Source organism: Lentzea sp. NPDC058436 (genome assembly GCF_042721515.1).
In the GTDB taxonomy this organism is placed as follows: domain Bacteria; phylum Actinomycetota; class Actinomycetes; order Mycobacteriales; family Pseudonocardiaceae; genus Lentzea.
The window spans coordinates 15276-28754 of sequence record NZ_JBHXLF010000021.1; the positions used below are offsets into that span (position 1 = coordinate 15276).

At 69.8% G+C, this 13479-nt stretch carries 10 protein-coding genes; 3 read left to right on the forward strand and 7 right to left on the reverse strand.

What is annotated here, in order from left to right; genetic code table 11:
- Window positions 1-84 precede the first annotated feature (84 nt).
- The gene (locus tag ACFWN2_RS38900) at window positions 85-1545 is read left to right on the forward strand and encodes an alkaline phosphatase family protein (protein ID WP_382435572.1); all 1461 of its coding nucleotides are present in this window, start codon (window positions 85-87) and stop codon (window positions 1543-1545) included.
- Here the strand turns inward: ACFWN2_RS38900 and ACFWN2_RS38905 are convergent.
- Window positions 1542-4541: a BTAD domain-containing putative transcriptional regulator gene (locus tag ACFWN2_RS38905; RefSeq protein ID WP_382435573.1), complete on the reverse strand. Its 3000-nt coding sequence runs from the start codon at window positions 4539-4541 to the stop codon at window positions 1542-1544. The genes ACFWN2_RS38900 and ACFWN2_RS38905 overlap by 4 nt on opposite strands.
- Window positions 4542-4588: 47 nt before the next feature.
- Window positions 4589-5191 carry a TetR/AcrR family transcriptional regulator gene (locus tag ACFWN2_RS38910; RefSeq protein WP_382435574.1) on the reverse strand — a complete coding sequence of 201 codons (603 nt, stop codon included), beginning with the start codon at window positions 5189-5191 and terminating at the stop codon, window positions 4589-4591.
- 63 nt (window positions 5192-5254) lie between these two features.
- Here ACFWN2_RS38910 and ACFWN2_RS38915 point away from each other — a divergent pair, with 63 nt between their 5' ends.
- Entirely contained in the window at window positions 5255-5701 is a 447-nt protein-coding gene (locus ACFWN2_RS38915) for a DUF1453 domain-containing protein (RefSeq protein WP_382435575.1), read from the forward strand.
- Window positions 5688-6905, forward strand: coding sequence for an aminotransferase class V-fold PLP-dependent enzyme (locus tag ACFWN2_RS38920; RefSeq protein WP_382435576.1), 1218 nt, complete (start codon window positions 5688-5690; stop codon window positions 6903-6905). The genes ACFWN2_RS38915 and ACFWN2_RS38920 overlap by 14 nt, the downstream gene beginning before the upstream one ends.
- Here ACFWN2_RS38920 and ACFWN2_RS38925 read toward each other — a convergent pair.
- From ACFWN2_RS38925 to polA, 5 genes are all read right to left on the reverse strand, one after another.
- The gene (locus ACFWN2_RS38925; RefSeq protein WP_382435577.1) at window positions 6886-7941 is read right to left on the reverse strand and encodes an Hsp70 family protein; all 1056 of its coding nucleotides are present in this window, start codon (window positions 7939-7941) and stop codon (window positions 6886-6888) included. The genes ACFWN2_RS38920 and ACFWN2_RS38925 overlap by 20 nt on opposite strands.
- Before the next feature lie 40 nt (window positions 7942-7981).
- The gene (locus ACFWN2_RS38930; protein ID WP_382435578.1) at window positions 7982-8542 is read right to left on the reverse strand and encodes a hypothetical protein; all 561 of its coding nucleotides are present in this window, start codon (window positions 8540-8542) and stop codon (window positions 7982-7984) included.
- 37 nt (window positions 8543-8579) lie between these two features.
- Window positions 8580-9212, reverse strand: a complete 633-nt coding sequence (locus ACFWN2_RS38935; RefSeq protein WP_382435579.1) for a precorrin-3B C(17)-methyltransferase — start codon at window positions 9210-9212, stop codon at window positions 8580-8582.
- A 41-nt stretch (window positions 9213-9253) separates the two neighbouring features.
- Window positions 9254-10411: a glycosyltransferase gene (locus tag ACFWN2_RS38940; RefSeq protein WP_382435580.1), complete on the reverse strand. Its 1158-nt coding sequence runs from the start codon at window positions 10409-10411 to the stop codon at window positions 9254-9256.
- Window positions 10412-10793: 382 nt separating this feature from the next.
- Window positions 10794-13418 (reverse strand): DNA polymerase I, encoded by a 2625-nt coding sequence (polA, locus tag ACFWN2_RS38945; RefSeq protein ID WP_382435655.1) that lies wholly within the window; start codon window positions 13416-13418, stop codon window positions 10794-10796.
- Between the last annotated feature and the right edge of the window lie 61 nt (window positions 13419-13479).

The window sequence follows — 13479 nt, forward strand, 5'->3', positions numbered from 1 at the left end:
TTGTACTGACAACTGCCGAAGCGCAGGTGAACTAAAGCCTCATTCTCTTGCTGAAGACGGTTGCAGACCGCAAGCCTGCCTGTCATGACAAGAGCTGCTCTTGCGTTACTGCTGCCCCTGCTGCTGGTGACCCCGGCCGCGGTCGCGGCACCGGCGAAGACGCCCAAGGTGCTCGTGATCGGGCTCGACGGCGCTCGCTACGACAAGCTGGTCGCCGGCGACAACCCCAACGTCAGGGCGCTGCTGGGCCGGGGCTACGGCGCCCGTAGCGCGTTGTACGGCTCCGGCATGGCCCAGACGTCCAGCGGCCCCGGCTGGTCGACGATCCTCACGGGCGTCTGGCCGGACCGGCACAAGGTCAAGGACAACTCCTTCTCCGGCAACGCCCTCACGTCGTACCCGAGCTGGCTGGAGCGCGCGAACACCGCGAACCCGGCCCTGTCGACGTACGCGGCGGTCGACTGGAAGCCGATCAGCGACCAGGTCCTGCGCACCGGCCAGGACCGCAAGTACGTCCTCGACGGCGACGCGGCGGGCTACACCGGGTCGGACGAGAAGATCACCGTCGACGCCGAGCAGCACCTGAGGAGCAACGCCGCCGACGCGTCGTTCGTCTACCTCGGCCAGATCGACATCGCGGGCCACGACCACGGCGCCGACTCCTCGCAGTACGCCGCGGCGATGCGCACGAACGACGCGCAGATCGGCCGGTTGGTGCGCGCGATCGAGTCCCGGCCGTCGTACGCGTCCGAGGACTGGCTGATCATGATCACCACCGATCACGGCCACACGGCGGCGGGCGGCCACGGCGGTGACTCGCCCGAGGAGCGGATGACGTTCGTGATCTCCACGGGTGCGGCGCGCCCGGCCGTGGCGCCGAAGCTGGTCGACGTGGCCGCGTCCGCGTTGAAGCACCTGAACGTCTCCGCGTCGCTCGACGGCTACGCGATCGGCACCGCGCCCACCGACCCGTTCGACTCGGTGACGCTGAACCCTCGCCAGGACGAGACCGGTGTGCCCGCGAGTGTTCTGGGCTGGACGCGCCAGGGTCCGGCGGGCTGGACGGTGACCACGGCGTCGTCGATGCCGCAGGGTGTCGCGGAGTGGCAGGGCTGGTCGTTCACCAACGACGATTTCTGGACCCGTACGGCGCCTTCTCAGTCCCGTGAGGCGAACGTGCGCGCACGTGGCGTCTTCGCCGTCGCCGACCCGGACGAGTGGGACGACAAGGGTTCGCCGTCGTCGCGCGGCAAGTTCGACTCGACGCTGACCTCGCCCACCTACGACGTGTCGGGCAGGTCGAGCGCCCGTCTCGACTACGTCTCGCACTACCTGCAGGAGGGCTCGCAGCGCGGCACGGTCAGCGTGTCGTTCGACGGCGGCCCGGCGCAGGTCGTCCGCGCCCACAACGCCGACGGTCTCGCCCAGCAGGTCTCGCTGACCGTGACGGTCCCCTCGGGCGCCCGCACGGCACGCGTCTCGTGGCGCCTCTTCGACGCCGGCAACAACTGGTACTGGGCCGTGGACGCCCCGCGCCTGTCCTAGCCGGTCGCGAGGGTTGAGCGCCATTCGGTGGCGCTCAACCCGTCCAGCTCCCGCGCCTCCCTGGCACCCAGCGACGCGAACAACTCCTTGGCCCGCGACCACATCCCGTCGTCCGCGGTCGCCGCCGCGAGGTCGCGCATCGTGCGCGCCTGCCAGATCGGCAGCCCCAGCGCGGTCCACTGGTCCAGCGCGTCCGCGAGGACGCCGGCCGCCTCGCCGTCGCGCCCCTGGGCCAGCGCCAGCTCACCGAGCGTCCTGGTCATCAACGCGACGCCGAACCTGTCGCGCTGGCGCGTGCAGACCTCCAGGCACTCGGCCAGCAGGTCGTCCACGCTCTCCAGCTCACCCGTCCGCAGCGACGCCTTCGCCAGTGACTGAACCGCATACGTGGCACCGAGTTCGTCGCCCACCTCACGCAGGATCCGCTCGGCCTCGCGGCTCAGCTCCACCGCCTCCGCGTACGTTCCCGCCGCCCGGTGGCACAGGCTCAACGCCCGCAACGCCAACGCCTCGCCGCGCCTGTCCTCCTGTTCGCGGTACAGCTCCACACAGCGCTCGAACGCCTGCGTGGCCTCGGCCAGGTCGCCGTGGTCGCGGTGGATCGCGCCCACGCCGTAGCTCGCGGCCGCGACGACACCGTTGTCCCCCAACGCGATCGCCCTGTCGAGCAGCTCGCGCGCCTGGCCGAACTCGGCGAGGTCGCGCCGGACCGTGCCCATGCCGACGTAGGCGACGGCGAGCGTCTCCGGTTCGTTGATGCCTGCCGCGATCTCCGCGGCCTGCTCGAAGTGCGCGAGCGCCGCCGTGAAGTCGTCCTGCTCGTAGCGCAACTGCCCGAGCCCGGCGAGCAGCACGGCCTCTGCCCTCTTGTTGCCGCGTTCGCGCACCGACCGCAACGCCACGAGGTGCGTGCGCTGCCAGTTGCCGAACTCGTTGCGCGCCGCGAAGGGCGACGACAGCAGCGACGTGATCACGGTGGTGGTCAGCTCGTCGACACCGAGGTCGTGCGCCCGTTCGACGGCGCGCACGACCGCGTCTGTCTCGGAGTGCAGCCAGCCGGTCGGGTCCTCCTCGACGTCCTCCGCCAGCCGCGGGTCCACCTCGATCTCGGTGTGCAGGCGCGGCCGCAGCCCCAGCGTCACCCGCGGCAGCTTCCTGACACCGGCCTCGACCAGCGCGAGCCACGTCTCCAGCAGGCGCGTGACGGCCTCCGTCGCGGGTTCGCCTGCCGCCTGCTCGGCGCCGAAGAGCTGCACGAGGTCGTGGAACCGGTAGCGCACCCTGCCGATCTGGTCGACGCCGGCGACGTCCACCAGCCGCAGGTCGACGAGGTGCTCCACGACGTCTTCCGCGTCGTACGGCGGGATGTCCAGCAACGGCGCCGCGACCCACGCGCCGAAGTCCGGCAGGTCGAGCACCGACAACAGGTGAAAGGTCCTGCGGTGCAACGGGTCCAGCTCGTCGTAGGTCAGCTTGAGCGACGACCGGATCGCGAGGTCGCCCATCTCCAGCTCGTCGAGCCTGCGCCGTTCGTCGGACAGCCGCTTGGCGAGCGTCTTCAACGGCCAGTGCGGCCGCGCCAGCAGTTTCGCGCCCGCCGCCCGCAACGCCAGCGGCACGCCACCGCACAGCCGCGCGATCCGGTGCGCGGCCTCGGGTTCGGCGTCGAGGCGCTCGGGGCCGACGATCCGCCCGAGCATCTCCAGGCTGATCTCGTCGCTGAGGAACCCCAGCTCGATCGGCTCGGCACCTTCGAGCCCGGTCAGCCTGCGACGGCTGGTGATGATCACGAAGCAGTTCGGGTTGCCCGGCAGCAGCGGCCTGACCTGTGCCTCGCCGCGAGCGTTGTCGAGCACGATCACCAGCCGCCGGTCGGCGACCGTGCGCCGGTACAGCTCGACGCGTTCGTCCGGCGCCGTCGGCTGGTCCTGGCCGGGGATGCCGAGCAGCCCGAGGAACCGGCCGAGGACCTCCTGCGGTTCGAGGTTGCGACCGCCGCCGCGCAGGTCGGCGAACAGCTGGCCGTCCGGGTAGGACTTCCGCAGCAGGTGCGCGGCGTGCACGGCCAGCGCGGACTTGCCGGCGCCGCCGAACCCGGACACCACCGCCGTCGGCGTCGCGGTGCCGGTCTCCCGGCCCTCGGTGAGGCCGAGGACCTGCTTCAACGCCTCCTGGCGGCCGATGAAGTCGCTGATGTCGGGCGGCAGGTGGTGCGGGACGACCTGGTGCGTGGTGACGGCGGACGGGGCCGCCGCCACCGTCAGCTTCGGGGGCAAGGTCTCCAGCGTGCCGTTGAGGATCCGGGAGTGCAGGTCGCGGAGCTTCTCGCCCGGTTCGATGCCGAGCTCGTCGAGCAGGTGCTCGCGCGCGTCGCGGTAGGCCTGCAGCGCGTCCGCCTGACGTCCGGCGCGGTGGAAGGCCCGCATGAGCAGCTCACGGGTCTCCTCGCGCGCCGGATGGGCGTTGACCAGCGCGGACAGCCGTGCGATCGCGTCCTCGACCCGGTCCTGCGCGAGCTCGCACCGGCCGAGCCCCTCCTCCGCGCTCAGCCGGGACTCCTCCAGCGCGAGCGCGTGCCCGCGGGCGAACGGCGCGTCGACGCCGTGCAACGCCGGGCCTCGCCACAACGCGAGTCCGTGCTGGTAGTGGGTGGTCGCGGTGGCGTGGTCGCCGGCCCGTTCCGCCTGCCGCGCCGTCGTCAGGTGCTCGTGGAACTGCTCGACGTCGCTGTCCAGGTCGAGGAGGTACCCCGGCGCCCTGGTGACCAGCGCCGTGCCGACGGCCCGGCGCAGCGACGACACGTAGGTGTGCACCAGCGCGCCCGCGGTCTGCGGCGGCGACTCTCCCCAGATCAGGTCGATCAGTCGTTCCACCGGCACGACCTGACGCGGTTGCAACAACAAAGCCGCCAGCAAGGTCCTCGGCTTCGGGCCACCGAGGCCCACCTGCCTGTCGCCGGCCCGGACCTCGATCGGCCCCAGCACGAGCGCGCGCACGCTCACACCCCCGTCCCCCAGCCAATGCGTCTACGAGGATGCCTGATCTACCGCAGGGAGTCGAGGTGCCGGCGCAGCACGGACACCATGAGGTCCGGCGTCATCCGGTCCGGGTGCAGCACGCCGCCGACGGTGAGGCCGTCGAGCAGCGACGCCAGCCGTTCGGACTCCAGGACGAGGTCGAGCCCGGTCGCGACGGTCCCGGCCTCGCTCATCACGGTCAGCGCGCGGTGGCAGAGCTTGCGCAGGCCGTCGTAGAGGCGTTCGGCATGCGGCAGGAGCGACGGGCGGGTGCGGGCGGCGGTGACGAACGCGAGCCACAGCACCGCCTCGTCACGCCTGCGGTCGTCGAGCGGGAGCGTCTCCGACAGCACGCGTTCGGCAGGTCGACGGGGGTCGCTGCGGTCCGTCAGCGCCTGCACGTGGGCGAAAACGCGCTGGTCGATCGAGTGGATGAGGGCTTCGACGGCAAAGATGATCATGTCGTCGTGACTGTCGAAGTAGTGGCGGATCGAACCGATCGCGAGGCCCGCCTCCACCGCCACGTTGCGCAGCGAGGCCTGTTCGACGCCGTCGCGCACGACCACGCGGAACACCGCCTCGGCGACTTCTTGGCGGCGGGCGACGGGATCGACGACTCTCGGTGACACCTCCCTTTTGTAGCATGACCCTGCTAGTTTAAGTAGCAGGGTCATGCTACTTAGGGGGATGCGATGACATATGCGCTGATAGCGGCCGGTGTGCTGTACGTGCTCGTGCGCCGGTTCATGGGGGAACCGCTCAACGCCCGGGACCTGCTGGCGCCGCCCGCGTTCCTGCTGTTCTTCGGGATCCGCGCGATGGACGAGTTCCACGTCGCGTACCTGCTGCCGCTCGCCGCCGGGTTCGCGTTCGGCGCGTTCCGGGGCACGACGATCAGGCTGTTCGAGCGCGACGGCCACCTGTGGCAGCGGTACACGCCGTGGACGCTGGTCGTCTGGGTCGTGTCGATCGGCGTGAGCTTCGGCTTCATGTTCTTGTTCGACCACCACGCGCCGACGCAGTTGTCCATCGGCGTGAGCATGCTCGGCGAGCTGTGCACCGTGGGCGCCAAGGCGGTGAACACCGGGCTGCCGTTCGCGCCGGAGAAGCTGTCCAATGGACGGCATGGACCGTCGTGACTTCCTCGTGGGGGCAGGACTGCTCGCCGTCGCGCCGACAGCGTCGTCGGCCGCGCAGGGGGTGGACTGGGGCGCCGTGCGGCGCGAGTTCCGGCTGGATCCGGCCCTGACCAACCTGGGCCTCTTCTACCTCGCGTCGAACCCGCGGGAGGTGCGGGACGCCGTTGAGGAGTTCAAGCGCAGGCTGGACTCGAACTCGCACGACCTGATGCCCAAGCAGGCGCAGGAGGTGGCCGTCGCGCTCGGACAGTACGTCGGCGGCACTGCGGACGACATCGCGTTCGTGCCCAACACGACCATCGGACTGTCGATCGTCTACGGCGGCCTGAAGCTGCGCGCCGGTCAGGAACTGCTGCTCAGCGACCAGGACCACGCATGGCACCAGCAGGCGGCGAGACTGGCCGCCAGCCGGGTCGGCGCGACGGTCAGGATCGGCACGCTCTTCGAGAACCCGGCGAAGGCCACCGAGGACGAGATCGCGACACGGCTGCGCAACTCGATCACGCCGCAGACGCGCGCCGTGGGCATCACGTGGGTGCAGTCGAGCACGGGCCTGAGGATGCCCGTGCGCGCGTGCGCGTCCGTCGTCGCCGAGGCGAACCGTGGCCGCACACAGGAAGACCGCTGTCTCCTCGTCGTAGACGGCGTGCACGGCCTGGCGGCAGTCGACGACGACGCGGCGCGCATGGGCGCGGACGTGTTCGTGGCCGGCACGCACAAATGGCTGTTCGGGCCGCGCGGCACCGGCATGGTCTGGGTGAACCCCGAGGTGAGCGACCAGATCGTGCCGCTGCTGCCGAGCCTGAGCGACCGGAGTTCGTCGGCGTTGCTCGGCCCAGGCGGCTTCCACGCGTTCGAGCAGTACTACGCGGTGCAGGCGGCGGTGCGGTTCCACCAACGCCTCGGCCGCGACCGCGTGGCGTCCCGCATCGCCGAGCTGTCCGGGCGGTTCGCCGACGGCCTCGCCGAGATCCCCGGCGTCGTCGTGCACACGCCACGCGCCCCGGCGACGTCCGCGGGCATGGTGTGCTTCGACGTCGCCGGCCACACCGGCCCCGAGCTCGTGGAACTGTTGCGGCAGAAGAACATCCAGATCACCACGGCGTCGTACCGCATCCCGTACGCGCGGGTCGGCACGTCGATCCTCAACACCCCGGAGGAGATCGACCGGACCGTGCGGGAGATCAGCGCCCTGGCTCGCTGATCCGCGGCAACTCGGCCGTCCCCGCCGGTTCGAGCCGCACACTCGTGTTCTCCGTCCGAGGCTGGCTCATCGCGTCGTGCGCGAACCACCCTCCTCCGAGAACGAGCACGAGCAACCCGGCCGCGATGAACGGCGTGGTCGGAATCCGCCGCTCGGGCTCGTCCTCCCGCGGCCTCGGCACCTCGATCGTCGGCTCCTCCGCGGGCTCGGGTTCGAGCTGCCTGGCTTCGAGGTACGCGCCCGTGGCGGCAGCACCGTCCGGCGCTCTCATCACCGGGATGTGCAGCCGTTCCGAGATCTCCCGCACCACCAGCGGAATCCGCGACGACCCGCCCACGAGCAGGATGACGTCGGGCAGGCACAACCCAGCCCCGCCGGCCACGCGTTCGAGCGCGTCGACCACCGACTCGACCGTCGGCCGGATGATCGCCTCGAACTCCAACCGGCTCAGCCGAACCTCACGCACCTCACCACTCGTTGCGACATAAGGAATCCGCACCTCCGGATAGCTGCCCAGCAACTCCTTCGCCTCGACGCAGCTCCGCACGAGCTCACGACTGTGCGTGCCGATCTTCGCGATCACGTGCTCCGCCACCAGCTCGTCCAGGTCGAACCCGCCGACCTCAACGCGTTCGGGCTGCCCTGCCAGCAACAACACACCCTGCTTGCGCAACACCGTGACGTCACACCCGGTGGCCCCGAAGTCGAAGACCGCCACCGTGCCGTGCTCGGGCATCTGCGCGTCAGCGTCGAACGCGATGGCAGCAGCATGCGGCGCGGGCACGAACAACACATCCGCACGCCCCGCGTTGATGAGGTCCTGACGCAGCTGCTCAAGGTGTTCGTGCGGCCAGCACAGCGGATGCGTCATGGCGACACGACTCGGCGGCTCCCCGTGCCGGAGCGTGAGGTCGTCGAGAACGTGCACGATCTCCCTGGCCGCCGCCTCGTGACGCCGGCCGCTGGTCGTGACGCCACCGGCGGTGGCGACCGTGGTGCCTGCGGATCCGAGATCGAGCCCAACCTGGTACGACATGCGGGTCACCCCTCACTGCGGACACCCATCACACGTCGTCTCAGTTGGCCTGGTTCAGTTCTTCTCGCCGTTGGTGCGCAGCCGCGTCCGGTTCGTCGCTCACCTCGGCCAGGAGTTCGTCGCCCCAGACGCACAGCGAGTCCTCGTGGTGGTCGCCGACTGTGCCGAACCTCAGGTCGTACGGCGAGTTGACGGCGAAGTCGCCGTCGCCGACTCCCTCGACGAGCAGGTGGAGCCGGGCACGCGTTCGGTTCGGCGCCATGATCGGCGGCAACGGCCCGAACTCGCGGTGTGCGTCCGTCATGCCGAACTCGATGAACTTGTCGCCGATCGCCTCATGCCACCAGAAGACGCCGTCCGGTTCCCGGACACACCAGGTGACGTTCCCGCCCTCGTCCTCCCAGAACCGTTGCAGGGCAGGCGTCGCGAGCCGGATCTCGTCCGCCTCTTCCTCGTCTGCGGGCCAACGCATGTTCTCCGGCAACTCGAACGTCGACAACGCACGGTCGCGCTCAACGACCATGACGTACGTGGGTTCGTCCTCGCTGAACCCCGCCTCCACCAGGTGCTCGGCAAGCCCCGGCGAGGCGCGGCGCCGCACGGCGTTCTGCGCACCCTGCGCTCGTCCTACTCCTGGATCATCGCCCGACCAGTTGCCGCGCGAGCTGGTCCGCCTCGTCCCTGGTGAACTTTCCGGAGATCTGCGCCGAGCCACCGGTGATCGGCGACTGGATGGTGGGCGCGCTGAGCACCCGTCCGTTGATCAGGATCGCGACCTGCTTGTCCACGTTGGCGGTCGTGAAGTCACTCCACGTCCGGGCGCCCTCACCGTCGAACTCGACGGTCACGACGTGGCCACCGCCGTTCTGGTCGAAGCTGGCCGTGGCCGCGGCGACCCTGTCACCGTCGAGGAAGACCGGCCCGAGGTCGTACCTGTACTCGCCGGCGTCGCAGGTCACGAGCGGTGCGGCCGGGTCGTCGTTGCCGACGAGCGGGTCCGGTGCCGTGCAGTCGAGGGACCCGAGCGCCTGCTCGCGGATGGCGGCGTCCGTGCTCTGCCGGCTCGCGCGCGCCGTCTGGACCGCCGGATCGTCGCTCTTCTGCTGCGGCACCGGATAGCCGGAGGACGGCTTGGACGTCGGCGCCTGGTTCGCGACCGCGCGGAACGTCAGCTTGCCCGCGAGCCACTCCTCCCTCGCCGGGGTTCCCGGCTCGGTGGCCGTGCAGGCGGTGGCGGCGAGGAGCAGCAGCACGACGGCGAGGATCTTCATGCCGTTGGCTTACCACGCGACCACTGCCCGCATCAGGCGAATCACAACGCCATCAGCCGTTCTGCCGCGACGAGCGCACCGTCCGTGCGCACCTGGGTGGCGACCTCGGCAGCCTGCTCAGTGAGCCCGAGTGCCTCGGCGAGGACGTCGGCCGTGGCCGTTGTCGCCGAGCGGCCGATGTTCAGCCGTTCGACCTGACTGCCCCAGTAGTACTGGTCGTACATGTGCGGCAGCACGACCTGCGGCCTCGCAGCCGCCGCGGCCGTCGTGGTGGTGCCGGCGCCCCCGTGGTGCACGATCGCGGCCGTCCTGCGGAACAACGCCTGCTGGTTCACCTCGCCGACCGCGATGCAGTCGCCGCCGTCGTCAGCGAGTTCCAGACCCGCCCAACCTCGTTGCAGGACAACACGCTTGCCCAGTTCACGGGCCGCGCCGATCACGTCGGCTGCCGTGTTCGCCACACCGCGCATGCTGCCCAGACCGACGTAGACCGGTGGTTCGCCGTCGTCCAGGAACGCCTCCAACTCCGGGCCGAGCGGCCGTTGGTCGTCGAGCAGCCAGGCGCCGGTCTGAACGAGGTCGCCGGGACCGGGCCACGAACCGAGCACCGGGTCCGCGGCGAGCCACGGCGCGTCGCCGAAGATGTGGTCGCGCACGTCGTCGATCGGAGCGAGGCCGAGCTTGGCGCGTTCGGCGTTGAGGGCGTCACGTGAACTCGTGAAGTAGTGCCGTTGCCGTTCCCACTGCGCGAGGTTTTCCTCAGGCGTGCCGTTCATCGGAACGCTTCCGAGCATCGCGGGTGGCGCATGGTGCGGCGACGGCAACGTGTTCGCGCAGAAACTCGCGTAGACGTAATGCGCACCAATGCTTTCCGCGACGGACCTGGTCGCGTGCTGCAACGCTCCGCCCGCCACCAGGACGTCGGCCTGCTCGGCCGCCTTCGTGACGACGCGGAACTGTTCCCTGACCGACTCCTCTGCCAGCTTCCGCAGCTCGTCGGGCGTGGGTTTGACGGCCTTGGCATCGCGCAGGTTCGGGCCGACCGGCGTGAAGACGAGGCCATTGCCGGTGACGAGTCCCTCGAAGTCCGGCGGCGCGACGACTTCGACCTCGTTGCCGAGCTCTTTCAAGCGCACGGCCAGCGCGGTGACCGGTTGCGCCTCGCCTCGCGACCCGATGGTGGACAGCAGAAATCGCATCGTGAAACCCCTCGATTCCCTGGTGAGGCCACGAATTGTGAGGGCGGCACCGGGTCTTGCGGCAAGCCCCCTGGCGCGCTATAAGTTCCAATGGGGGAAATGATTCTGGGCTTTCACGCGACGCTTTCGCGTGCTCTCTAGCCGCTGCACCGTCGGCCCGGCTGCCATGCGGCTCCCGACCTCAACGCCACACGCGCTGCGGGCGCCACCGCCACGCCGCTCGCCTCACTCAGCCTGCTCCCGCTCAGCCTCTCCCCGCTCAGCCTCGCCTTTCTCGCCCTCCCCACTCACCGCCCCCCGATCACCCCTGCCCGCTCACCCTCCCCGGACAGCACACAGCCCCGGCGGAGCCTGGGCTCGGCCGGGGCTGCGGTTGCTCTCACTAGTGGGCGGCGTCGTCCCAGGAGCGGCCCACGCCGACCGAGACCTCCAGCGGCACCTGGAGCTGGTAGGCGTTGCCCATCTGGTCGCGCACAAGGGCTTCGACGGCCTCGCGCTCGCCGTCGGCGACCTCCAGCACCAGTTCGTCGTGGACCTGCAGCAGCATCCGCGAGCGCAGGCCGGACGACTCCAGCGCGCGGTAGACGCCCAGCATGGCCACCTTGATGATGTCGGCGGCGCTGCCCTGGATCGGCGCGTTGAGGGCCATGCGCTCGGCCATCTCGCGGCGCTGGCGGTTGTCCGACGTCAGGTCCGGCAGGTAGCGGCGGCGGCCGAGCACCGTCTCGGTGTAGCCGTCCTTGCGGGCCTTCTCGACGATCTCGTTGAGGTAGTCGCGCACGCCGCCGAAGCGGGAGAAGTACGCCTCCATCTGCTCGCGCGCCTCTTCAGTCGGGATGCGCAGCTGCTGCGACAGACCGAACACCGACAGGCCGTACGCGAGGCCGTACGACATCGCCTTGATGCGGCGGCGCATCTCGCCCGTCACCTCGGTGGTGGGGATCGAGAACGCCTGCGACGCCACGTAGGTGTGCAGGTCCTCGCCGGAGTTGAACGCCGCGATGAGGCTCTCGTCGCCGGACAGCGTCGCCATGATCCGCATCTCGATCTGGCTGTAGTCCGCGGTCATCAGCTCCGCGTAGCCCTCGCCGACGACGAACGCCTGGCGGATGCGCCTGCCCTCGTCCGTGCGGATCGGGATGTTCTGCAGGTTCGGGTCCGTCGAGGACAGACGGCCCGTGGCGGCGATCGTCTGGTGGAACGTCGTGTGGATGCGGCCGTCGTCGGCCACCGACTTCAGCAGGCCGTCCACAGTGGACTTCAGGCGCGTGACGTCGCGGTGCGACAGCAGGTGCTGCAGGAACGGGTGCTCGGTCTGCTCGAACAGGTTCTGCAGCGCGTCGGCGTCCGTGGTGTAGCCGGTCTTGGTCTTCTTCGTCTTCGGCATGTTGAGCTCTTCGAAGAGGACCGTCTGCAGCTGCTTCGGGCTGCCGAGGTTGATCTCCTTGCCGATCACCGAGTACGCGTCCTGCGCCGCCTGCTTCACACCGGCCGCGAAGTGCGCCTCCAGCTCGGAGAGGTGTTCGACGTCGATCGCGATGCCGACGGCCTCGACCTCGTCGAGCACGTTCATCAGCGGCAGTTCGAGGTTCGCGAGCAACGAGTCGCCGCGGATGGTCGCGAGCTCCTCGTCGAGCCTGTCTGCGAGCTCGGCGACGGCACGCGCGCGCAGGATCGTGCTGGTGGCGAGCTTCTGCGCCTCCTCGGACTCGTCGGCGAGCAGCGACAGCTGGCCGTCGCCGGACTCCTCGGCCCGCAGCTCGCGCTTGAGGTAGCGCAGCGCCAGGTCGTCGAGCGCGAACGAACGCTGGCCGGGACGCACCAGGTAGGCGGCCAGCGCCGTGTCCGACGTCAGGCCGCGCAGCTTCCAGCCGCGGGCGCGCACGCGGCGCAACGGCAGCTTCAGGTCGTGGCCCGCTTTGGCCACGGACTCGTCGGACAGCCATGCGGCGAGCGCCTGCTCGTCGGCCTCGTTCAGCTGCGTGACGTCGACGTACCCGCCCTCACCGGTGGACGTGCATAGCGCGACGCCCTCCAACTCGGTGGTGATGCGCAGCGCGACGCCGACCCGCGTCTTGCGCGCGTTCTGGTCGAGCCACTTCGCGAGCGTGCCCTCGGGGATCGCGCCTCCAGAGACCTCGAAGCCCTCCTCGGCCTCGGGCTCCGCGGTCGACAGCGTCTGGAAGAGACGGTCGCGCAGGACGCGGAACTCCAGCTCGTCGAACAGAGCGTGCACCGCGTCGCGGTCCCACTGCTGCGCTTCGAGACCGTCGATCGTGTACGGCAGCTCGACGTCCTTGATGAGCTCCGTGAGCTGGCGGTTCATGATGATGTTCGCCAGGTTGCCGCGCAGCGCCTCGCCGACCTTGCCCGGCACCTCGTCGATGCGGTCGACCAGCTCGTTGAGCCCGCCGAACTGGTTGAGCAGCTTGATGATCGTCTTCGGGCCCACGCCGGGGGTGTTCGGCAGGTTGTCCGACGAGTCGCCGCGCACCGCCGCGTAGTCGGCGTACTGCTCGGGCCGCACGCCGTGCTTCTCCTCGACGTACGCCGGGGTGAAACGGCCCATCTCCGAGACGCCCTTGACCGGGTACAGCACCGTGACGTGGTCGTTGACCAGCTGGAACGCGTCCCGGTCGCCGGTGACGATCTCCACCTCGACCCCCTGGGCCACGGCCTGCGTGGTCAGCGTCGCGATGATGTCGTCCGCCTCGTAGTTCTCCTTCTCCATGGTCGGGATGGCCAGCGTGGCCAGCACGTCCTTGATCAGGGAGACCTGGCTGCGGAACTCGTCCGGCGTCTTGGAGCGACCGGCCTTGTACTCGGGGTACTGCTCGGAGCGGAACGTCTTGCGCGAGACGTCGAACGCCACCGCCACGTGCGTGGGCTTCTCGTCGCGCAGGATGTTGATCAACATGGACGTGAAGCCGTACACGGCGTTCGTGACCTGGCCCGTCTTCGTCACGAAGTTCTCTGCGGGCAGGGCGTAGAACGCTCGGTAGGCCATCGAGTGACCGTCGATGAGCAGGAGCCGCTTCACGTCTGAGGTAGTCACGGGCCCGAGTCTA